This window comes from Pseudomonas sp. B21-015 (assembly GCF_024749285.1).
GTDB lineage: Bacteria > Pseudomonadota > Gammaproteobacteria > Pseudomonadales > Pseudomonadaceae > Aquipseudomonas.
Window position 1 is genome coordinate 2,523,660 of sequence record NZ_CP087196.1, and the last position, 21,574, is coordinate 2,545,233.

Genomic DNA, 21,574 nt, shown 5'->3' on the forward strand with positions numbered 1-21,574 from the left:
GGTCGAATTTTATGTGGCGAGCGAGCGAGCTTGCTCGCGCTGGGTTGCGTAGCGGCCCCAAAATTCTGCGTACGAGCGGAGACTTTGTGAGTGCTACGCACTCAAGCGGGAGCAAGCTCCCTCGCCACAAAGTGTGTTTGACTGAGAACTCTTTGGGTCAATTCAGATTCGGCAATCCCAACGCCGCAAAACATTCCTCAATCGACCGCCGCTGCGTCTGCGCATACAACCCCAACTCATCAATCGTCGCACGCCCCAAGGCCTTCTCGAACGCTTGCTGGTTGGAGTGCACGCTATAGTGGGTTTGCGCCGCATCCCCCAGGTTCGACTGAAAAATCCCCGCCGCACTGACCGGCAGAAAGTCTTCGTACACCAGCGGTTCAACCCGCACATACCCGTCACGGAGCAAATCCTCCAGCGACGCGCCTTTCAGCCCATTCGCCGCCAGGCTTTTTTCCGTCACGAAATAGCGAAAGTACGCCAGTTCCTGTTGGCGCATCTCCTCGACGGTGTCAGGAAATTCACCAAAGTGCTGCGTCATTAGTGCGTTGTAGCGTGCGGCATTGGCCTCGTTGGGGAACTCCTTGAGTTCGTCCCGGGCAGCGTTGAGCAAACGGTCGTAAAGCGCCCGGCCTTTGGGGGTGAGCGCCGCGCCGCGTTGCTCGATTTCACCGAAACGGGCGCTGTGGCTGCCACGTATCTCGGCTTGATCGGTAAAAGCAATCGGCTCGTCCAGTGCCTTGAAGCTGGTTTGACGCAGCAGGATTGGGCATTGGCGGCGGGGCGGGCCTTCGATCACCGCTTTGGGGGTGATGCCGTGGGCGGGCATTTGCGCCTGGACGATGTCGATGTCCAGGGTGCGTGGTGTCAGGTGGTTGATGTGCGGGCCTTTGAACGCCACCACGTCGGCGATCAGTCGATGCTGGGCGCTGAGTCGTTTGTATTGCTCGGCGGTGACGGTGGCGCTGTGGTGCCAGCGGAAGGTTTCCAGCGCCTGCGCGACGAAATCCTGCGCCTCGTATTCGCTCAGGCCGCCCTGGGTTTCAGCGCGTTCGATGAGGGTCAATGCCGCCGGGGTGAAGATCGAGCGCGTGTCCAGCACCGACTGGGCAAAGGCCCGCAGTTCGGCGTCTTCGATCAGTTCCAGGCGCAGCAGCGAGGTGAACACCCGGAACGGACTGACCTGCAATGCCGCCTCATGCACGGCACGGAACGCGGTGGAATGCACCGGCACGCCGGCCGGGGTCAGGTCGTAATAGCCCACCGGTTGCATGCCCATCACCGCGAACAGGCGGGCGAGGGTCGCCAGTTCGGCGGCGGTGCCGACGCGGATCGCACCGTGGCGCTCCAGGTCCAGCCGCTGGATTTCACCGGTGCTGTGCAGCTGTCGGGCGATTTGCGGGTCGCTGTCCAGCACGTGGCGGTTGGTCTGCTCCACCAGTTCCATCAGCGCGCCGTACAGCGGCACTTCTTCGCGGTACATGTCGGACATCGCTTTGGAGAAGCGTTGGCGGATCAGGTCGGGGCTGACAAAGTTCGGGAGGCTCATGAAAAAATTCCTGGCGCAGTGACATAACGGATGCCGGAAAAGATCGCAGCCTTCGGCGGTGCCGACAAACGAAGTTTCTGACGAACTTCATTCTGCCAAGGACTGTTCTTGCCACTTGGGCTGTTCGGTCAACGCAGCACTTGATCCACCAATTCGATCCAGTGCCTGACTGGCGTTCGTCCGGCGCTGTTGAGGTGGCTCTGGCAGCCGATGTTGGCGGTGGCGATGATTTCGGGGTGGCCGCTTTCCAGTGCGTTGAGTTTGTTGTCGCGCAGTTGCCGGGCCAGTTCCGGTTGAGTGATCGAATAGGTGCCGGCCGAGCCGCAACACAAATGACTGTCGGGCACCGTCGTGAGATTGAAGCCCAACCGCGTCAGCACGGCTTCTACCGCGCCGCCGAGTTTCTGCGCGTGCTGCAACGTGCAGGGGCAGTGGAAGGCGATCCTCCGGTCGGTGGCGGCGCAGACGCGTTCCAAAGGTTCATCGGCCAACACTTGCACCAGGTCCAGGGCCAGTTCGCTGACCCGTTGGGCTTTTGCCGCATAGACCGGATCACGCTCCAGCAAATGCCCGTAATCCTTGATGAATGCGCCACAGCCGCTGGCGGTTTGCACGATGGCTTCGGCACCGTTTTCCAGGTGCGGCCACCAGGCGTCGATGTTGCGTCGGGCACGGTCCAGGCCCATGGCTTGGGCGTCGAGGTGATAGTCCAGCGCGCCGCAGCACCCCGCTTCAGGTGCCGGAATCACGCTGATCCCCAACCGATCCAGCACCCGCGCCGTCGCAGCATTGGTGTTCGGCGAGAGGCCGGGTTGCACGCAGCCTTCGAGCATCAACACCCGGCGAGCATGCCGAGGGGCAGGGCGCTCCCCTGTGGCGGGGAGGTCGTGGGGCAACTTCGCCTCGACGCCCCGTGGCAGCAACGGCCGGAATGTGGCGCCGATTTGCAGCAAGGTCCTGAACAGATTTGGATTCGGCGCCAGTGCCCGCAGCCCCTGACGCAGCAGCCGCTGACCGGCCGGGCGCGGCACCGCTTGATCGATCACGGCGCGGCCAATGTCCAGCAGATTGTGATAATCCACTCCGGACGGGCAGGTGGTTTCGCAGTTGCGGCACGACAGGCAGCGATCCAGGTGCAACTGGGCTTTGGCCGTGGCGGGAGCGCCTTCGAGCACTTGTTTGATCAGGTAGATACGCCCGCGCGGCCCGTCCAGTTCGTCGCCCAGCAGTTGATAGGTTGGGCAGGTCGCGTTGCAGAACCCGCAATGCACGCAGGTGCGCAGAATCTTGTCCGCTTCTTCGGCGCGGGGCAGTTGCCGGGACTGTTCGCTGAGGTTGGTTTGCATTGAGAACGCCCCCCTAGAACTCCGCGTACATCCGGCCGGGATTGAACAGCCCTTGCGGGTCCAGTTGCGCCTTGAGTTGCCGGTGATAGCGCAGCAGCGCCGGGGCCAGCGGCTGGAAAGGCGTGTCGCTGACGCCATGGCTGAAACAGGTGGCGTGGCCGCCGAGTTCATGGGCCAGTGATTGAATATTGTCGGCCGCGGATTTCAACCAGCGTTGCGCGCCGCCCCAGTCGATCAGTTGCTCGCTGGGCATGTCCAGAGGCCCGAGGTTATTGGGCAACGACAAGCGCCACAGCGGCAGGCCCTCATTGAAAAAGTCTAGCCGTTGTTCGTTCAGGTCGGCCCAATAACCGGAATCCAGCGGTTCGCCGCCGAGCCGTTGATGGGCAGCCGCGACCGACCCTTCGCCGCCTTCCAGGCGCAGGTACAAACGCTGGCCGTCATGGCTGGCGGCGCTGATGGGCAACGGTTGCTGGCCCCATTGCGCCAGATTGGCCAAGGCGCGGGCGCAGTCGATGCCCAGGCTGATGCTCAGGCATTGCCGGGGTTTGGGCAGTACCTTGAGCGAGACTTCGGTCAGCACGCCGAGGCAGCCATAACTGCCGACCATCAGGCGCGAAAGGTCGTAGCCGGCGACGTTTTTCATCACTTCGCCGCCAAAGCGCAGGTGGGTGCCGAGGCCGCTGATCATCCGTGTACCGAGGACAAAATCCCGCACCGAGCCGGACCACGGCCGCCGTGGCCCGGACAACCCCGCCGCGATCATCCCGCCGACGGTGGCGCCTTCGCCGAACGACGGTGGCTCGCAGGGCAGCATTTGCCCCGCCGCATCCAGTGCGGCAAACAGCTCGCGGAGCGGCGTGCCGGCGCGAACGCTGATCACCAGTTCCGTCGGGTCGTACCTGACGATGCCGCGATGGGCGCGGGTGTCGAGTATTTCTCCGGCCACTTCACGGCCGAGAAACGCCTTGGTATTGCCGCCCTGAATGCGCAGCGGCGTGACGTTTTCCCGCGCCTGTTTGACCTGCTCCAGCAGGGCTTCACTGGCATCGAAGTCCGGCATCAGAAACGCTCCAGCTCAGGGAACGGCAGTTCTCCTGCGTGGATGTGCATCGCGCCGAATTCCGCGCAGCGGTGCAGGGTCGGGATGTTCTTGCCGGGGTTGAGCAGACCCTTTGGGTCGAACGCGGCTTTCACGGCGTGAAACAGGGTCAACTCGTCACTGTTGAACTGCGCGCACATCTGATTGATTTTCTCCCGGCCGACGCCGTGCTCGCCGGTGATGCTGCCGCCGACTTTCACGCACAGTTCGAGGATCTTGCCGCCAAGGGCTTCGGCCCGTTCCAGTTCGCCCGGCTGGTTGGCGTCGAACAGGATCAGCGGGTGCATATTGCCGTCCCCGGCGTGGAACACGTTGGCCACCCGTAAGCCATATTCTTGCGCCAGATTGGCGATGCCCTGAAGCACGCCGGGCAGTTCGCGGCGGGGGATGGTGCCGTCCATGCAGTAGTAATCGGGCGAGAGGCGGCCGATGGCCGGGAAGGCGTTCTTGCGCCCGGCCCAGAACCGCACGCGCTCGGCCTCATCCCGGGCCTGGCGCACCTCGCTGGCACCGGCCTGTTGCAGCACCTCGCGGACTCGTTCGCAGTCGTCGTGGACATCGGCTTCGACACCGTCCAGTTCGCACAGCAGGACCGCCTCGGCGTCCACCGGGTAACCGGCGTGGATGAAGTCTTCAGCGGCACGGATCGCCAGGTTGTCCATCATCTCCAGGCCTCCCGGGATGATCCCGGCGGCGATGATCTCGGCCACCGCGCGGCCGGCCTTTTCCACCGAATCGAAACTGGCCAGCAGGACTTTGGCGACCTGGGGTTTGGGCAGCAGTTTGACCGTGACTTCGGTGATGATCCCCAGCAAGCCTTCGGACCCGGTGAACAGCGCCAGCAGGTCGAACCCCGGCGCGTCCAGCGAATCCGCGCCGAGGGTCAGGTGTTCGCCCTCGAGGGTCAGTATTTCGAGTTTCAGCAGGTTGTGCACGGTCAGGCCGTATTTGAGGCAATGCACGCCGCCGGCGTTTTCCGCGACGTTGCCACCGATGGAGCAGGCGATTTGCGAGGACGGATCAGGCGCGTAATACAAACCGAACGGTGCCGCTGCCTGGGATATCGCCAGGTTGCGCACCCCCGGCTGGACCCGTGCGGTGCGGGCGGCAGGGTCGATGTGCAGGATGTCGTTGAACCGCACCATCACCAGCAGCACGCCTTTGTCCAGCGGCAGCGCACCACCGGACAACCCGGTGCCGGCCCCACGCGCCACCACCGGCACATTCCGGGCATGGCAGAGCTTGAGCAGCGCCTGCACCTGTTGCAGATGTCGGGGCAGGGCCACCAGCATCGGCGTGGTGCGATAGGCCGAGAGACCGTCGCATTCGTAGGGTTTGAGCTCTTCTTCGCGCCAGAGGATGTCCAGGTCTGGCACCTCCTGTTGCAAGGCCTTGAGCAGCGCGGCCTTGTCGACATCGGGCAGAACACCGTCGATGCGTTCGTCGTAAAGAATGTTCATCGTCGCGATCCGTTCATTTCGCGAACCTCTGTGGCGAGGGGGCAACCTTCAATGCCGGTGGGTTAAAGTGCGAAACCTGTGGGAGCGGGCTTGCTCGCGAAGGCGGTGCGTCTGTCGACATCAAGGCTGGATGTGCCGCCGTCTTCGCGAGCAAGCCCGCTCCCACATGAGTTGCGCAAGCCCTCTGGCCACAGGGGATCTCATCAGTTTTTCCTTTCCAAAAACTCCCGGTACAACCGCGCCGTGTTGGCCGGCTGTTCAACCATCGGCATATGGCCGACACCGTCCCAGATTTCCACCTGCAGATCGGCGATGCCCTTGCTCCAGACCGGCACGCTGCTGACGTCGATCAAGCGGTCCTTGCGCCCCCACAGGAGCAGCGCCGGGCATTTGATGTCGGGCAGTTTCGGCTCCATCGGCGGGCTGGCGTGGAAGTCCCTGAAGATTTCTTCCAGTTCGTCGCGCTGCTGTTCATAGCGCTGGGCGACGGCGTCCAGCACGATCCCTGGCACCCATGGCGGGGAGGCCATGGTCATGGCGTAGAAGCTCTGGAACTCTTCACGGGAATGAATCAAGAACGGGTTGTGGCCGCGAGCCAGGTGTCGCTCCATGTCGCTGGGCTCCGGGGCGGTGACGCCGGCCGGGTCGAGCAGCGCCAGCGAGACAATGCGCTCTGGATAATTGGCCGCCAGCCAGGCCGCGATGTAACCGCCCATGGAGTTGCCGATCACATGCACCTTCTCGACCCCGCAGACATCGAGCAACTGGATCAGCCGCTTGGCCTGAACCGGAATGTCATAACCGCCACCGGCCTTGAAGCCGGTTTCGCCATGGCCGGCGAGGTCGGGAATGATCACCCGGTAGTCGTCGACAAAATGCCGGGCAAAGCGCAGCCAGACGTTCTTGTCGGCGCTGTAGCCATGCAGCATCAGCACACTGCTGGAGGCTTCGTAAGGCCCGCCTTGCCAGGTCGAGACGGTCATTTCGGTGATCGGCACGACGATCTTGTGCAACCGATACAGCCGGGCCTCCAGCGCCATGTTCAAGTCATAGAGCCAGTAACCGATGGCCGGGTAACTCAACCAGCTCCAGGCCACGAAGACTGCGATAGCGACAACCAACAAAAGCATCAGGCGATTCCTTGCAGTGATCAGGACAGAATGTGGTCGGCAGGACTTTGCATGGACCTCCTCATCGTTGTTTATCGATCCCTCCCTTCATGTATAGACCAAACAGTGGGCACTCAGCTCATGGCGAGCCCACGCTATTCAGACCGCCAGCCGGTGATGGCTATTTGCCGGTGCCCTGATAGACTTCAAACACACTTTCAATCCCGTGTGTTGCTAGGCTCCGTTCAGTGGTACAGAGGCCTCTATGGAAAAAAAGGGAGGAAAGGGACTTTCACTGGCCAGGAGGCTTTATGGATCGCGAATCCTGGGTCTGGCCCTTGGATTATTGTGCGTCGGTACAGGGATGTATCCACTCGACCCGGCGCCATGGGTCTGGGTGGTGATGCTGCTCAACGGGCTGCTCTGGCCGCATGTGGCTTATCAATGGGCGCGTCGGGCGAACGTTCCTCTCCACGCCGAACATCGCAACATCTTGGTGGACGCGTTTCTCGGCGGTTTCTGGGTGGCGGCCATGCAGTTCAATCCGCTGCCCAGCGCGGCAACGCTGTCGATGATGGCGATGCACAACGTGGCCATCGGCGGTTTGCGTCTTCTGTTGGTGGGCACCGTCGCGCAAATGCTCGGGATAGGCCTCGGGTTGCTGGTGTTCATGCCGGCTTTTGTCCCGCAGACGAGTCCGTTTCAGCTGTACGCTTGTTTGCCTTTGCTGTCGATTTATCCGATGACCCTGGGCTGGATCTGTTTCCGTCAGGCCCATACCCTCGGCCGACACAAGCGCGAGTTGTTGGCCCTGAGCCGCACCGACAGCCTGACCTGCCGCTGGACCGCGCCGCGGTGGCGATGGATGCACTTCGTGATCGTTTTTCCACGTTGGGTTACGAGCAGAACCCGGCGCTGAAAGTCAGTCTGAGCATCGGCCTGGCGGCCTTCAACCCGGCCCACGACGATGCGACCCTATGGCTCAACGACGCCGACCAGGCGCTCTACGAAGCCAAGTCCACCGGCCGCAACCGCGTCATTTGCCATGGCGACGGCAAGCCGCGTAAGGCGTTGCTCGATTCGGTGTAGCCCAATCACCACACATCCCCTGTGCGGGCTTGCTCGCGAAAGCGGTGTGTCAGTCACATCCGTATTGAATGTGCCGCCGCCTTCGCGAGCAAGCCCACACATTGGAACTGTGACTAATCAGGTTTGTGTGTGTCGTATTGTGTATGGAGCCTTGCGGCGCAGTCAGGCAGGGTTTCAGGAAACCGACACGAAACAAGGATCGATTCATGACGTTCAAGCTCCCTCGTTCCCTCCTGGCCACCAGCCTCGGCCTGACCCTCGCCCTCGGCGCCTTCTCCCCCGCAGCCTTCGCCGAACCCCACAAACAAGTCCTCGCCGATGCCGAACAGTACAAGGGTGAAGCCCTGAAACTGCTGGAGCAGTTGGTGAACATCGACTCCGGCTCCAGTTATGAACCCGGTTTGACCCAGGTGAGTGACATCGTCATCGACGAGTTGAAGAAGCTTGGCGCCAGCATTGAACTCGTGCCCAACACCCCGGACGAGAGCAACCATGTGCTCGCCACCCTCAAAGGCACCGGCAAGGCGAAAATCCTGCTGATGGCGCACATGGACACCGTGTTCAAGGAAGGCTCGGCCGCTGAGCGCCCGTTCCACATCAAGGACGGCCGCGCCTATGGGCCGGGCGTGATGGACGACAAGGGTGGTATCGTCGCCGGGATCTACGCGCTGAAAGTCCTCAAGAACCTCGACTTCAAGGATTACGCGCAGATCACCTTCCTGCTCGACGCCAGCGAAGAAACCGGCTCGGGCGTCGCCACCGACCTGATCAAGAACACCACCAAGGCCCACGACGTGACCCTCAACCTCGAACCGGGGCGCCCGGCCGATGGCCTGGTGGTATGGCGCAAAGGCCGCGCCACCGCGGTGGTCGAGGTCAAAGGCAAGGCGGCTCACGCAGGGGTTGCGCCGCAATTGGGGCGCAACGCCGCGATGGAGGCCGCGCACCAGATACTGCAACTCGGCAAACTGGGGGACGCGCAGAAGAAAACCACCATCAACTTCACCGTGCTCAAGGCTGGCGACCGCACTAACGTGATTCCGGACCAAGCCACGGCCAAGGCTGATGTGCGAGCAGTGGTACCGGAAGAATTCGACCGGATCGAAAAGGACCTGGCGCGGGTTTCGAAGGACAAACTGATTGCCGATACGGAAGTCACCACCACCCTCAAGCGCGGATTGCCGCCGATGCCGCACACCGCAGAGTCGGATCGCTTGATGGCCATGGCCCAGGGGATTTACGGCGAAATTGGCCGTAAATTGACGGAGGAAGGCAGTGGTGGGGCAGCGGATGCCAGCCTCTCGGCCGGTGTAGGCACGCCGACGCTGGACGGGTTCGGGATTGTCGGGGGGAATATCCATACGCCTGAAGAGTACGCCGAGGTCGAGAGCGTGGCGCCGCGGATTTATCTGTTGTCGCGGATGATTATGGAGTTGGCCAAGTAGTAATCGGCCAGACTCCAATATCAGACAGTTAAGGTGCGCAACCTGTGGGAGCGAGCCTGCTCGCGATGGCGGCGGTACATTCAGCATCAATGTTGGCTGACCCATCGCTATCGCGAGCAGGCTCGCTCCCACAGGGATTTGCAGTGTTTCGGCTTACTGCGTACTGCCTAGTCGATCGGCGTACCGACAAACACCTCAAGCCCCTCGGCATACGCCGTGAACGCATCGATCAGCGGAAACTGCGTGGCCTCCACCTGATCCGGCACCACCAGGTTGGTAAAGCTCCAGGCTACCGCCAGGGTAATCCCGTCTTGCGTGATCGAGCCGTCGGTCTTCAGCGGCTGTTTTTCCAGTTCCCGCTCCAGCGCCGAATACGCCGCCGCCAATTGCCCCTCGACCCGTTCCACCCAAGGCCCGTACTGAATCTCCGCTGGTCGCAGGCTACGTTCGTAGTAAAGCTGCACCGACTTCTCACACGCCGCCAACGCCAGGCCGATCAATCGCAGCGAGCGCAATCGTTGATCCGGATCGTTGGCTATCAGGCTTTTACCCGGCGCGGCCAGGGCCTCCAGGTAGTCGATGATCAGCGTCGAATCCATCAACACTTCGCCGTCATCCAGTACCAGCGTCGGGGCCTTCACCACCGGGTTGATCTGCTGGAACTGCTCGAAGTTTCTGAACACCGAAACCGACTCGTGTTCCAGCGGGATGCCCAGGCATTTGGCGCAAATGGCGACGCGCCGCACGTAGGGCGAATCCAGCATGCCAATCAGTTTCATTGAGCCTCTCCTTACAGACGGTCCTTGGGGATGGACAACCTTAGCCGAGGTTCAGCGACCTGCAAACGGTTTCGCGCTCATCCTCAGGCCTATTGTTCATCCTCGAAGGCTAATCCTCAAAGCCTGCCTGCTCATGAATCTCATCGACCTTCAATTCCAGTCGATAAGCCACGGCAATGAACAGCGCCTGGCACAGGCACAAGGTCGCGCTCAACGAGCGGAAGGCGAACGAGCTGCCTTCGTTGACCAGCAGCACGGTGTTGGCGCGTTTGGCCAGCGGCGAGAGGTTGCTGTCGGTGATGATCAGGGTTTTCGCCTGATGGTGCTGGGCAATGCGCAGGCAGTGCTGGGTTTCCTTGCCGTAGGGCGTGAAGCTGATGGCGATTACCAGGTCATTGGCGCGCACGCTGCGCATCTGCTCGCGGTAACTGCCACCGAGGCCCGACACCAGGTGGATGCGCTTGTTGGTGTGTTGCAGGTTGTAAACCAGGTAATCGGCCACCGCGAACGAGCGGCGCACCCCGACCACGTAGATGTTGTCGGCATTCACCACCAGGTCCACGGCCTTGTCGAAGGCCTGGTCATCGAGTTCCAGCCCCAGCCGTTCGATACCCGACAGGGTGGCGTTGATGCATTCGCGTGCCAGGTCGCCGCCACTGGCCTTCTGGGACTTGTTGGCGATCATGCTGCGGATGCGTTGCTGGTAGTTCTGCACCGGCGTGGTTTTGTGGGTGTAGGCCTCGCGGAACAGCGCCTGCATTTCGCTGAACCCGCTGAACCCGAAGCGCTGGGAAAACCGCACGATGGCCGACGGGTGCACTTCGCATTCGCGGGCGATGTCGCTGATGCGGTCGACCATGATCCGGTCGCTCTGCTGGCTCATGTAGCTGGCGATGCGTTTGAGCTGGCGCGGCAGGCTTTCGTATTCGTTGGTGATCAGCTGCAACAGACGCTCGGCATTGATCGGGGGGCTGGCGAGATCGCTGTCGGGCGTGCTCTCGGTCGGAGCCGGCTGATCGGTGCGGGACATAAGAAATCCTTCTGGCTTGTGCTTATAGAGATGACGGATAGCGTCATCCCCTGACAATAGGTTGGCTGTGCGCAGTCTACAGGGTAGGCCGGAATAAAATCTTGAACTTGCGCCCGGCGTGGGGTCTGCTGAAACGATGCACGGTGTCTGGAACGCTTGTGCAAAAGCTTATTGGAAAAAATATTCCATGTAAAAATAATTAGAATAATTATTGATTGTCCGGCCCCGGACGTTTTAGTCTGCATCCACCAAGAGTGTTCGGCGCCTGCATCGCCCCGAACGCAGGCTGATAAAAATAACAGGAGCCAGCATGGGCCAGACTCGTTTTGCCAGTGGGCGTCAATTGGATCTGATTTGCCTGGGGCGCCTTGGCGTCGACCTCTATGCGCAGCAAGTCGGAGCGCGGCTGGAGGATGTGAGCAGCTTCGCCAAATACCTCGGCGGTTCGTCCGCCAACATCGCCTTCGGCACCGCTCGGCTGGGTTTGAAGTCGGCGATGCTGAGCCGGGTAGGGGACGACCACATGGGTCGCTTCCTGGTTGAATCGCTGACCCGCGAAGGCTGTGACGTCAGCGGTATCAAGATCGATCCGGAACGCCTGACCGCCATGGTCCTGCTGGGCCTCAAGGACCGCGAAACCTTTCCCTTGGTGTTCTACCGCGAAAACTGCGCCGACATGGCGCTGCGGGCTGAAGACATCAGCGAAGCCTTTATCGCTTCCAGCAAAGCCTTGCTGATCACCGGCACCCATTTCTCCACCGACGGCGTCTACAAGGCGAGCATTCAGGCGCTGGACTACGCCGAGAAGCACAACGTCAAACGGGTGCTGGACATCGATTATCGACCGGTACTCTGGGGGCTGGCCGGCAAGGCGGACGGTGAAACCCGCTTCGTCGCCGACCAGAACGTCAGCCAGCACGTGCAGAAAATCCTCCCGCGTTTCGACCTGATCGTCGGCACTGAAGAAGAATTCCTGATCGCCGGCGGCTCCGAGGATTTGCTCACCGCGCTGCGTAATGTCCGGCGCCTGAGCGCGGCAACGTTGGTGGTCAAGCTCGGCCCGCAAGGTTGCACGGTGATCCACGGGGTGATCCCGGCGCGTCTCGAAGACGGCGCGATCTATCCCGGCGTGCGCGTCGAAGTGTTGAATGTGCTGGGGGCCGGCGATGCCTTCATGTCGGGTTTCCTCAGCGGTTGGCTGGAGGACGCCAGCGACGAACGCTGCTGCCAGTTGGCCAATGCCTGCGGCGGTCTGGTGGTGTCACGCCATGCCTGCGCCCCGGCGATGCCGACCCGCGCCGAACTCGATTACCTGTTCAACAGCCCGGTGCCGATCACCCGGCCGGATCAGGACGCGGTGTTGCAGCGTCTGCATCAGGTCAGTGTGCCGCGCAAACAGTGGAAGCAACTGTTCATCTTTGCCTTCGATCATCGCGGGCAACTGGTGGAGCTGGCCCACAAGGGCGGGCGCGACCTGAGCGCTATCGGCGAACTCAAACAACTCTTTATCAAAGCGGTGGAGCGGGTCGAAGCGGATTTACGTGAGCAGGGTGTCGACGCCGATGTCGGCTTGCTGGCCGATCAACGTTTCGGCCAGGACTCGCTGAACGCCGCCACCGGTCGCGGCTGGTGGGTGGCACGACCGGTGGAGGTACAAGGCTCGCGGCCATTGGCGTTCGAACACGGGCGCTCGATCGGCAGCAACCTGATCGCCTGGCCGCAAGAACAGATCATCAAATGCCTGGTGCAATTCCATCCCGACGATGAGCCGTTGCTGCGCTTGGAGCAGGAAGCGCAGATCAAGGGCTTGTATCAGGCCTCCCAGGTCAGCGGTCATGAACTGCTGCTGGAGATCATTCCGCCCAAGGATCACCCGTCAACCCATCCGGACGTGCTGTATCGCGCCCTCAAACGCCTCTACAACCTGGGCATCTACCCGGCGTGGTGGAAGATCGAAGCGCAAAGTGCTGAGGAATGGAAACAACTCGACGAACTGATTCAGGAACGTGATCCGTATTGCCGTGGTGTCGTGCTGTTGGGTTTGAATGCGCCGGCGGCGGCGTTGGCCGAAGGGTTTCAGCAGGCCAGCCAGAGCCAGACTTGCCGAGGTTTTGCCGTAGGCCGGACGATTTTCCAGGAACCGAGCCGCGCGTGGATGGCCGGTGAAATCGACGACGAAACGCTGATCCGCCAGGTGCAGGGCACGTTCGTCGAACTGATCGACGCCTGGAGCACGGCCCGGGCCTGATGGAACACCGCAATACCTGTGGGAGCGGGCTTGCCCGCGATGACGGCGGCACATTCAACATAAATGTGACAGCTAGATCGCTATCGCGGGCAAGTCGAATCGTCGCACCGCCACTCCCACAGGGTTTTGTGTCGCTCTTACTGGTTATGTAAAACAATAAAAGGTGCAGCCATGCCCGCTATCCGAATTGGCATCAACCCGATCTCCTGGAGCAACGACGACTTGCCGTCCCTCGGTGGCGAGACGCCGTTGAGCACCGCCCTGAGCGAAGGCAAGGAAATCGGCTACGAAGGCTTCGAACTCAACGGCAAATTCCCCAAAGATGCCAAAGGCGTCGGCGACGTGCTGCGGCCCTACGATCTGGCGCTGGTCTCCGGTTGGTATTCCAGCCGTCTGGCCCGCCGCTCCGTGGCCGAGGAAATCGACGCCATCGGCAGCCATGTCGAGCTGCTGGCGAAGAACGGCGCCAAGGTGCTGGTCTATGGCGAAGTCGCCGACTCCATTCAAGGCCAGCGCATTCCCTTGGTCGAACGCCCGCGTTTCCACACCGAGCAAGCCTGGCAGGAATACGCTGACAAACTCACCGAACTGGCGCGTTTCACTCTGTCTCAAGGCGTGCGTCTGGCGTACCACCACCACATGGGTGCCTATGTCGAATCCCCGGCGGACATCGACAAACTGATGGCATTGACCGGCAGCGAAGTCGGCCTGCTGTTCGATTCGGGCCACTGCTACATGGGCGGCGGCGAGCCGTTGCAGGTGTTGCGCAAGCACATCGAACGGGTTTGCCACGTGCATTTCAAGGACGTGCGCAAACCGGTGGTGCAACTGGCGCGCAATAACCTGTGGAGCTTCCCGGACTGCATCATCAACGGCACGTTCACCGTGCCCGGCGATGGCGACATCGACTTCGGCGCCTTGCTTGATGTGCTGCTGACTGCCGATTACCACGGCTGGCTGGTGGTCGAGGCCGAGCAGGATCCGGCGGTGGCGCCGAGTTACGTTTACGCCAAAAAAGGCTGCGACACCTTACGTGCGCTGCTCAACGAGAGGACCGCGCAATGAGCCTGTTGGTCAAAAGCAATGCGCGCGGCCGGACCATGGTCGAGCTGGGGCCGGGTGAGCTGGAATACGTCGGCTTCGCCGCTTACCGCCTGAGCCTCGGTGAAACCCTGCTGGTCAGCGCCGGCGACAAGGAACTGTGCCTGGTGTTGCTCAGTGGTCGGGTCAGCGTCAAAGGCGAAGCGCCGGGGCAGGGAGCGTTCGATTGGGACAACATCGGTGATCGCCAGTCGGTGTTCGAAGACAAATCCCCGTTCGCGGTGTACTTGCCGCCCGGCAGCCAGGCGCAAGTGGTCGCGCTCAGCGACGTGCAAATCGCCGTCTGCGCCGCCCCCGGTTCGACCACCGAAAACCTCGGCCCACGGCTGATCAAACCCGACAGCATGAAGCGCAGCGTGCGCGGCAAGGGCGCCAACACCCGTTACGTCTGCGACATCCTGCCGGACACCGAGCCGGCCCATTCGCTGCTGGTGGTGGAAGTGCGCACGCCGTCCGGGCACTCGTCGAGCTATCCGCCGCACAAGCACGACACCGACGATCTGCCGCACCAGAGCTTTCTCGAAGAAACCTATTACCACCAGATCAACCCGCCCCAGGGCTTCGTGTTCCAGCGGGTCTACACCGACGATCGCAGCGTCGATCAGGCCATGGCCGTGGAAAACAGCGACCTAGTCGTCGTACCCAAGGGCTATCACCCGGTCAGCGTGCCCTACGGCTATGAGTCGTATTACCTGAACGTGATGGCCGGCCCGAAACGCGTCTGGCAGTTCCATAACGATCCGCAGCACAGCTGGCTGCTCGATCTCTGAATTACAACGCCTGAATTTGAACATTCGAACGGAGAACAAGCGCAATGAGCGACGCCCAGGTAATAGGCCATTACATCGACGGTCAGGTACAGGACAGCGGCAGCGAGCGGTTCAGCAATGTCTTCAACCCGGCCACCGGCAGCGTTCAGGCGCGGGTCGGGCTGGCCAGCCAGAAGACCGTGGATGACGCCGTCGCCTCGGCCCTGAAGGCATTTCCGGCGTGGTCCGAGCAATCGTCCCTGCGCCGTTCCCGGGTGATGTTCAAGTTCAAGGAATTGCTCGACCGCCATCACAACGAACTGGCCGAAATCATCAGCCGCGAACACGGCAAGGTTCTTTCGGACGCCAAGGGCGAAGTGACCCGTGGCATCGAAATCGTCGAGTACGCCTGTGGCGCGCCGAACCTGCTGAAAACCGATTTCAGCGACAACATCGGCGGTGGCATCGACAACTGGAACCTGCGTCAGCCGTTGGGTGTTTGTGCCGGCGTTACCCCATTCAACTTCCCGGTGATGGTGCCGCTGTGGATGATCCCGCTGGCGCTGGTCACCGGTAACTGCTTCATCCTAAAACCCTCCGAGCGAGATCCATCGGCCAGTTTGCTGATGGCGAAATTATTGACCGAAGCCGGGTTGCCGGACGGTGTGTTCAACGTGGTTCAGGGCGACAAGGCGGCGGTCGATGCCTTGCTGCAACATCCGGACATCGAGGCGATTTCCTTTGTCGGTTCGACGCCGATTGCCGAGTACATCCACCAGCAAGCAACCTCGCGCGGCAAACGTGTGCAGGCCCTGGGCGGGGCGAAGAACCACATGATCGTCATGCCCGACGCCGATCTGGATCAAGCGGCAGATGCGTTGATCGGCGCGGCGTACGGTTCGGCCGGTGAGCGCTGCATGGCGATTTCGATTGCCGTGGCGGTGGGCGATGTCGGCGACCAGTTGATTGCCAAACTGCTGCCGCGCATCGATCAACTGAAAGTCGGCAACGGCATGCAGGGCGACAGCGACATGGGGCCGCTGGTGACCGCCGAGCACAAGGCCAAGGTCGAAGGTTTTATCGGCGAAGGCGTGGCCCAGGGCGCGCAGCTGATTGTCGACGGGCGCAACTTCAAGGTGCCGGGCGCCGAGAACGGCTTCTTCGTCGGCGCGACGCTGTTCGATAACGTCACGACCGAGATGAGCATCTACCAGCAAGAGATCTTCGGGCCGGTGCTGGGCATCGTGCGCGTGCCGGACTTCGCCAGCGCCGTGGCGTTGATCAACGCCCATGAGTTCGGCAACGGTGTGTCGTGTTTCACCAGCGACGGCGGCATCGCCCGCTCGTTTGCCCGCAGCATCAAGGTCGGCATGGTCGGCATCAACGTACCGATTCCGGTGCCCATGGCCTGGCACTCGTTCGGCGGCTGGAAGCGCTCGCTGTTCGGTGATCACCACGCGTATGGCGAAGAAGGCATTCGCTTTTACAGCCGCTACAAAAGCGTGATGCAGCGCTGGCCCGACAGCATTGCCAAGGGCCCTGAATTCAGCATGCCGACGGCCAAATAATTCACTTGTGCGGAGAACAACAATAATGAACAAACCCCTGCGATTCGCCCTGAACCGTATGGTCGCCCCACGTTTGTCCCTGCCGGCGTTCATCGAATTGGCGGTGACCCTCAAGGCCGACGCCATCGAGATCCGCAACGACCTCAAGGGTGTCGAGATCGAGGATGGCACCGCACCCGAGCACGTCCGTGAGCTGTGCGCGGCCAAAGGCATCACCGTGCTGTCGATCAACGCGCTGTATCCGTTCGATGTCTGGAATGACGAGCGCCGTGCACACGCGCTCAAGCTCGCCGGTTATGCCCGTGATTGCGGCGCGCAGGGTTTGGTGATGTGCCCGTTGAACGACCGCGCCGATCCACGAACCGAGGCACAGCGTGCTTCTGGGTTGCGCACGGCGCTGAGCGAACTGGCGCCGATCCTGCGCGATCACGGCATCCTCGGCTTCATCGAACCGCTGGGTTTCGAAGAATGTTCGCTGCGGCGCAAACGCACGGCGGTCGATGCGATCAAGGCCATCGGCGGGCTGGACGTGTTCCGTCTGGTGCATGACACCTTTCACCATCACCTGGCCAGCGAACATGAATTCTTCCCCGAGCTGACCGGCCTGGTGCACATCTCCGGTGTCGAAGATGCCGAGGCGCCGCTGGCGACCATCCGCGACGGCCATCGGGTGCTGGTGGGCGAGGGCGACATCCTTGGCAACGCGGCACAGATCGAAACCTTGCTCGCTACCGGCTACAGCGGCTACCTGTCGTTCGAACCGTTTGCCGACAGCGTCCATGGCCTGGCGGATATCCAGCTAGCGATCGGCGCGAGCATGGATCACCTGCAGAAATCCCTGGCCTGACATCTCCTCCTACAGGGGATCGGATTTGCATACGGAAAAGGTGCAAGCATGACCACAACAAGACTGACCATGGCCCAGGCCCTGGTGAAATTCCTCGATAACCAGTACATCGAGGTCGATGGGGTTCAGAGCAAATTCGTCGCCGGGATCTTTACCATTTTCGGCCACGGCAATGTGCTGGGTCTGGGGCAAGCCCTGGAGCAGGACAGCGGCGACCTGATCGTCCATCAGGGGCGCAACGAACAAGGCATGGCCCACGCCGCCATCGGTTTCGCCAAGCAACACCTGCGGCGCAAGATCTACGCCTGTTCTTCATCGGTGGGCCCGGGGGCAGCGAACATGCTGACCGCTGCCGCGACGGCCACCGCCAACCGTATTCCCTTGGTGCTGTTGCCCGGCGACGTTTATGCCTGCCGCCAACCGGATCCGGTGCTGCAACAGATCGAGCAGTTCCACGACCTGAGCATCAGCACCAACGATGCGTTCAAGGCCGTGAGCAAATACTGGGACCGCATCAACCGTCCCGAGCAATTGATGACGGCGGCGATCCACGCCATGCGCGTGCTTACCGACCCCGCCGAAACCGGCGCCGTGACCCTGGCCTTGCCGCAAGACGTGCAGGCCGAGGCTTACGACTACCCCGATTACTTCCTGCAAAAACGCGTGCACCGCATCGAGCGCCGTCCGGCCACCGAAGCGATGCTCGGTGATGCGTTGGCGCTGTTCAAAGGCAAACGCAAGCCACTGATCATCTGCGGCGGCGGGGTCAAATACTCCGGCGCCAATGCAGCGTTGCAGGCGTTCGCCGAGCGCTTCGATATTCCCTTCGCCGAAACCCAGGCCGGCAAAAGCGCGGTGGTGTCCAGCCATCCGCTGAACGTCGGCGGTATCGGCGAAACCGGTTGCCTGGCGGCGAACCTGCTGGCCAGGGACGCTGATCTGATCATCGGTGTGGGCACTCGCTACAGCGATTTCACCACCGCGTCGAAATCCTTGTTCAAACACCCGGATGTGCAGTTTCTCAACCTCAATATCAGCCCCTGCGACGCCCTGAAACTCGATGGCGTGCAACTGCTGGCGGACGCCAAAACCGGTTTGCAGGCGCTGGCCGAAGCGCTGGGCGATTACCGCTCGAGTTGGGGCGATCAACCCCGCCAGGCCAAGGCGCAGCTGGATGAGGAAGTCGATCGAATTTATCAGGTCGAATACTCGGCGAAAGATTTCGTCCCGGAAATCAACGACCACCTGGACCCGGCGGTGCTGCGCGAATTCATCGAGTTGACCGGTTCCTGCCTGACCCAAAGCCGGGTACTCGGCGTGCTCAATGAAACCCTGGCCGATGACGCCGTGATCGTCGCCGCCGCCGGCAGTTTGCCCGGCGACTTGCAGCGCAGCTGGCGCAGCAAGGGCGTGAACACTTACCACGTCGAGTACGGTTATTCGTGCATGGGTTACGAGGTGAACGCCGCATTGGGCGTGAAGCTCGCCGAGCCTGAGCGCGAGGTCTATGCGCTGGTGGGCGATGGCTCCTACATGATGCTGCACTCGGAGCTGGCGACCTCGATCCAGGAGCGACGCAAGATCAACGTGGTGCTGCTGGACAACATGACCTTCGGCTGCATCAACAACCTGCAAATGGAACACGGCATGGACAGCTTCGGCACCGAGTTCCGTTTCCGTAATCCGGAAACCGGCAAGCTCGATGGCGGTTTCGTGCCGGTGGATTTCGCCATGAGCGCGGCGGCTTACGGCTGCAAGACTTACAAAGTGAACACTGTTGAAGAGTTGCAAGCCGCGTTGGCGGATGCGCGGTTGCAGACGGTGTCGACGCTGATCGACATCAAGGTCCTGCCCAAAACCATGATTCACAAATACCTGTCGTGGTGGCGGGTCGGCGTGGCGCAGGTCTCGACCAGCGCCCGCACCGACGCGGTGGCCAAGACCCTCAACGAACGACTGGCCAAGGCCCGTCAATACTGATTGCCCCATACGAACAACAAATCTGGGAGTCTTTAAATGTCTTTGAAGCTTGGAGTTATCGGCACCGGGGCCATCGGCCAGGACCATATCCGTCGTTGCAGCCAGACCTTGCTCAACAGCCAGGTCGTCGCGGTTACCGACATCAATTTGCAGCAAGCGGCCAAGGTCGTTTCCGATCTGAAACTGACTGCCGAGGTCTATCCCGACGGTCATGCGCTGATCAAGGCACCGGAAGTCGAAGCAATTCTCGTGACCTCCTGGGGGCCGAGCCACGAAGAGTTCGTGCTGGCGGCGATTGCCGCCGGCAAACCAGTGTTCTGCGAGAAGCCGCTGGCGGTCACCGCCGAAGGCTGCCGCAAGATCGTCGAGGCCGAAGTGGCCCACGGCAAACGGCTGGTGCAGGTCGGTTTCATGCGCCCGTACGATGAAGGGTATCGGGCGTTGAAAGCCGTGATCGACAGTGGCCAGATCGGCGAACCGCTGATGCTGCATTGCGCTCACCGTAACCCGACCGTGGGTGAGAAATACAAGACCGACATGGCGATCACCGACACACTGATCCATGAGCTGGACGTATTGCGCTGGTTGCTCGACGACGATTACGTGTCGGTGCAAGTGGTGTTCCCGCGCAAGACCAGCAAGGCTCACGCCCATTTGAAAGACCCGCAGATCGTGCTGCTGGAAACCGCCAAGGGCACGCGCATCGATGTGGAAGTGTTCGTCAACTGCCAGTACGGCTACGACATCCAGTGCGAAGTGGTGGGGGAGACAGGCATCGCCAAACTGCCGGAACCGTCGCAGGTTCAATTGCGCAGCGGGGCGAAGCTGTCCAATGCGATTCTGATGGACTGGAAGGACCGGTTCATCGCCGCGTATGACGTCGAGTTGCAGGCGTTCATCGATGGCGTGCGGGCGGGGCAGGTGGGCGGACCGTCGGCGTGGGACGGTTTCGCCGCCGCAGTCGCTGCGGATGCCTGCATCGAAGCGCAGAACAGCGGCCAAATCGTAAATGTCGGCCTGCCAGACCGCCCCCGCTTCTACGACTAACCGATCGTTCCCACGCAGAGCGCCGATCGTTCCCACGCTCCGCGTGGGAATGCATCCCGTGACGCTCCGCGTCACAAAGCGGACGCGGAGCGTCCATGGCGGCGTTCCCACGCAGAGCGTGGGAACGATCAACGTCAAGTGATGGAGAACAACAACATGCGCATCGCACTAGACCCCTACATGTACCGCAATCTGTCCCTGGGCAAGATGGTCGACAAGGTCGCCGAGCTCGGTTACGAACACATCGAGCTGTCGCCCCGGGAAGATTTCCTGCCGTTCTATAAAGCCCCGCGGGTCGACAAGGCGCGAATCAAGGCATTTCGCAAAGCCCTGAGCGACACCGGGGTCAAACTCTCTTCTTTATTACCGATGTACCACTGGGCCGCCGCCGACGAAGGCTTGCGCGTGGCCGCGGTGCGCAACTGGAAGCGGGCGATCCAGATCGCCGTGGAGATGGACTGCGAGCTGGTCAACACCGAGTTCACCGGCCAGTCGGACAACCCGCTGGTGTGCGAGAACCAGTTCATGCGTTCCATGGACGAACTGATCCCCGAGTTCGAACGCGAAGGCATCAAGCTCGATATCCAGGCCCATCCTTATGATTTCTGCGAGCGCAACAACGAGTCGGTGGACATCATTCGCGGTCTGGACCGTGACTGGATCAACTACCTCTACGCCGCGCCACACACGTTTTTCTACGACGATGGCCAGGGTGACATCGCCTCGATGCTCAAGTACGCCGGGTCGAAACTGAGCCACCTGATCATTGCCGACACCTACAACCACAAGGCGTCCTCGGGCTTGCGCTACATCGTCAACCCGCCGGGCGTCACCGCCACCGTGCACCAGCATCTGGACATCGGCCAGGGCGAGGTCGATTGGGAAGCGTTTTTCGGCACCTTGCGCGAGATCAAGTTCGATGGCATCACCACCGTCTCGGTGTTCGCCTGGGAAGACCGGCCGGATGAGTCCAACCGGATGATGCTTGAACGCGTGACCCGAGAACTCTGCCGTTAACCACGACATACACAAAACCTGTGGGAGCGGGCTTGCCCGCGATGACGGCGGCACATTCAACATCTCTGTGATTGTCAGACCGCTATCGCGGGCAAGCCCGCTCCCACA

General features: G+C 61.5%; 16 protein-coding genes and 1 pseudogene. 10 read left to right on the top strand and 7 right to left on the bottom strand.

All coding sequences use genetic code 11. The features are described 5' to 3' along the window. Positions 1 to 157: 157 nt before the first annotated feature. The 5 genes from LOY38_RS11520 to LOY38_RS11540 all read right to left on the bottom strand — a co-directional run bounded on the left by LOY38_RS11520 (position 158) and on the right by LOY38_RS11540 (position 6,587). A complete protein-coding gene (locus LOY38_RS11520) occupies positions 158 to 1,549 on the bottom strand; it encodes a VOC family protein (RefSeq protein ID WP_258700110.1) in 1,392 nt (463 codons plus the stop codon). A gap of 128 nt (positions 1,550 to 1,677) precedes the next feature. Further along, positions 1,678 to 2,895, bottom strand: coding sequence for a glycolate oxidase subunit GlcF (gene glcF, locus LOY38_RS11525; RefSeq protein ID WP_258700111.1), 1,218 nt, complete (start codon positions 2,893 to 2,895; stop codon positions 1,678 to 1,680). Positions 2,896 to 2,908: 13 nt separating this feature from the next. Further along, positions 2,909 to 3,958, bottom strand: coding sequence for a glycolate oxidase subunit GlcE (gene glcE / locus LOY38_RS11530; protein ID WP_258700112.1), 1,050 nt, complete (start codon positions 3,956 to 3,958; stop codon positions 2,909 to 2,911). Beyond that, positions 3,958 to 5,457 (bottom strand): glycolate oxidase subunit GlcD, encoded by a 1,500-nt coding sequence (glcD, locus tag LOY38_RS11535; RefSeq protein ID WP_258700113.1) that lies wholly within the window; start codon positions 5,455 to 5,457, stop codon positions 3,958 to 3,960. Before glcD ends, glcE begins: the two co-directional genes overlap by 1 nt. A gap of 203 nt (positions 5,458 to 5,660) precedes the next feature. Beyond that, the gene (locus LOY38_RS11540) at positions 5,661 to 6,587 is read right to left on the bottom strand and encodes an alpha/beta fold hydrolase (RefSeq protein WP_258700114.1); all 927 of its coding nucleotides are present in this window, start codon (positions 6,585 to 6,587) and stop codon (positions 5,661 to 5,663) included. Positions 6,588 to 6,831: 244 nt separating this feature from the next. Between LOY38_RS11540 and LOY38_RS11545 the strand changes: the two are divergent. Both LOY38_RS11545 and LOY38_RS11550 read left to right on the top strand, forming a co-directional pair. Next, positions 6,832 to 7,655 (top strand): annotated as a pseudogene (locus LOY38_RS11545) (MASE2 domain-containing protein). A 206-nt stretch (positions 7,656 to 7,861) separates the two neighbouring features. After that, positions 7,862 to 9,100, top strand: a complete 1,239-nt coding sequence (locus LOY38_RS11550) for a M20/M25/M40 family metallo-hydrolase (RefSeq protein ID WP_258700115.1) — start codon at positions 7,862 to 7,864, stop codon at positions 9,098 to 9,100. Positions 9,101 to 9,267: 167 nt separating this feature from the next. On the opposite strand, the gene LOY38_RS11555 is transcribed toward LOY38_RS11550, so the two are convergent. After that, positions 9,268 to 9,879, bottom strand: coding sequence for a glutathione S-transferase (locus tag LOY38_RS11555; RefSeq protein WP_258700116.1), 612 nt, complete (start codon positions 9,877 to 9,879; stop codon positions 9,268 to 9,270). A gap of 109 nt (positions 9,880 to 9,988) precedes the next feature. Beyond that, positions 9,989 to 10,909, bottom strand: a complete 921-nt coding sequence (locus tag LOY38_RS11560) for a MurR/RpiR family transcriptional regulator (RefSeq protein WP_258700117.1) — start codon at positions 10,907 to 10,909, stop codon at positions 9,989 to 9,991. Positions 10,910 to 11,219: 310 nt separating this feature from the next. Here LOY38_RS11560 and iolC point away from each other — a divergent pair, with 310 nt between their 5' ends. From iolC to LOY38_RS11600, 8 genes are all read left to right on the top strand, one after another. After that, complete coding sequence (iolC, locus tag LOY38_RS11565; protein ID WP_258700118.1) at positions 11,220 to 13,157, top strand: bifunctional 5-dehydro-2-deoxygluconokinase/5-dehydro-2-deoxyphosphogluconate aldolase; 1,938 nt, start codon at positions 11,220 to 11,222, stop codon at positions 13,155 to 13,157. Between the two features lie 171 nt (positions 13,158 to 13,328). Next, complete coding sequence (iolE, locus tag LOY38_RS11570) at positions 13,329 to 14,222, top strand: myo-inosose-2 dehydratase (RefSeq protein WP_258700119.1); 894 nt, start codon at positions 13,329 to 13,331, stop codon at positions 14,220 to 14,222. Then, positions 14,219 to 15,028, top strand: coding sequence for a 5-deoxy-glucuronate isomerase (iolB, locus tag LOY38_RS11575; RefSeq protein WP_258700120.1), 810 nt, complete (start codon positions 14,219 to 14,221; stop codon positions 15,026 to 15,028). Before iolE ends, iolB begins: the two co-directional genes overlap by 4 nt. Before the next feature lie 44 nt (positions 15,029 to 15,072). Continuing rightward, positions 15,073 to 16,575 carry a CoA-acylating methylmalonate-semialdehyde dehydrogenase gene (locus LOY38_RS11580; RefSeq protein ID WP_258700121.1) on the top strand — a complete coding sequence of 501 codons (1,503 nt, stop codon included), beginning with the start codon at positions 15,073 to 15,075 and terminating at the stop codon, positions 16,573 to 16,575. Positions 16,576 to 16,600: 25 nt separating this feature from the next. Then, a complete protein-coding gene (locus LOY38_RS11585; protein WP_258700122.1) occupies positions 16,601 to 17,422 on the top strand; it encodes a TIM barrel protein in 822 nt (273 codons plus the stop codon). Positions 17,423 to 17,470: 48 nt separating this feature from the next. Continuing rightward, positions 17,471 to 19,402, top strand: a complete 1,932-nt coding sequence (gene iolD / locus LOY38_RS11590) for a 3D-(3,5/4)-trihydroxycyclohexane-1,2-dione acylhydrolase (decyclizing) (RefSeq protein WP_258700123.1) — start codon at positions 17,471 to 17,473, stop codon at positions 19,400 to 19,402. Between the two features lie 36 nt (positions 19,403 to 19,438). Next, positions 19,439 to 20,449, top strand: coding sequence for a Gfo/Idh/MocA family protein (locus LOY38_RS11595; protein WP_258700124.1), 1,011 nt, complete (start codon positions 19,439 to 19,441; stop codon positions 20,447 to 20,449). A 156-nt stretch (positions 20,450 to 20,605) separates the two neighbouring features. Next, the gene (locus LOY38_RS11600; RefSeq protein WP_258700125.1) at positions 20,606 to 21,466 is read left to right on the top strand and encodes a sugar phosphate isomerase/epimerase family protein; all 861 of its coding nucleotides are present in this window, start codon (positions 20,606 to 20,608) and stop codon (positions 21,464 to 21,466) included. Positions 21,467 to 21,574 lie beyond the last annotated feature (108 nt).

Coding starts and splice junctions, on each gene's coding strand:
- LOY38_RS11520 (WP_258700110.1), bottom strand. CDS start 1,549: ATGAGCCTCCCGAACTTTGTCAGCCCCGACCTGATCCGCCAACGCTTC.
- glcF (WP_258700111.1), bottom strand. CDS start 2,895: ATGCAAACCAACCTCAGCGAACAGTCCCGGCAACTGCCCCGCGCCGAA.
- glcE (WP_258700112.1), bottom strand. CDS start 3,958: ATGCCGGACTTCGATGCCAGTGAAGCCCTGCTGGAGCAGGTCAAACAG.
- glcD (WP_258700113.1), bottom strand. CDS start 5,457: ATGAACATTCTTTACGACGAACGCATCGACGGTGTTCTGCCCGATGTC.
- LOY38_RS11540 (WP_258700114.1), bottom strand. CDS start 6,587: ATGCTTTTGTTGGTTGTCGCTATCGCAGTCTTCGTGGCCTGGAGCTGG.
- LOY38_RS11550 (WP_258700115.1), top strand. CDS start 7,862: ATGACGTTCAAGCTCCCTCGTTCCCTCCTGGCCACCAGCCTCGGCCTG.
- LOY38_RS11555 (WP_258700116.1), bottom strand. CDS start 9,879: ATGAAACTGATTGGCATGCTGGATTCGCCCTACGTGCGGCGCGTCGCC.
- LOY38_RS11560 (WP_258700117.1), bottom strand. CDS start 10,909: ATGTCCCGCACCGATCAGCCGGCTCCGACCGAGAGCACGCCCGACAGC.
- iolC (WP_258700118.1), top strand. CDS start 11,220: ATGGGCCAGACTCGTTTTGCCAGTGGGCGTCAATTGGATCTGATTTGC.
- iolE (WP_258700119.1), top strand. CDS start 13,329: ATGCCCGCTATCCGAATTGGCATCAACCCGATCTCCTGGAGCAACGAC.
- iolB (WP_258700120.1), top strand. CDS start 14,219: ATGAGCCTGTTGGTCAAAAGCAATGCGCGCGGCCGGACCATGGTCGAG.
- LOY38_RS11580 (WP_258700121.1), top strand. CDS start 15,073: ATGAGCGACGCCCAGGTAATAGGCCATTACATCGACGGTCAGGTACAG.
- LOY38_RS11585 (WP_258700122.1), top strand. CDS start 16,601: ATGAACAAACCCCTGCGATTCGCCCTGAACCGTATGGTCGCCCCACGT.
- iolD (WP_258700123.1), top strand. CDS start 17,471: ATGACCACAACAAGACTGACCATGGCCCAGGCCCTGGTGAAATTCCTC.
- LOY38_RS11595 (WP_258700124.1), top strand. CDS start 19,439: ATGTCTTTGAAGCTTGGAGTTATCGGCACCGGGGCCATCGGCCAGGAC.
- LOY38_RS11600 (WP_258700125.1), top strand. CDS start 20,606: ATGCGCATCGCACTAGACCCCTACATGTACCGCAATCTGTCCCTGGGC.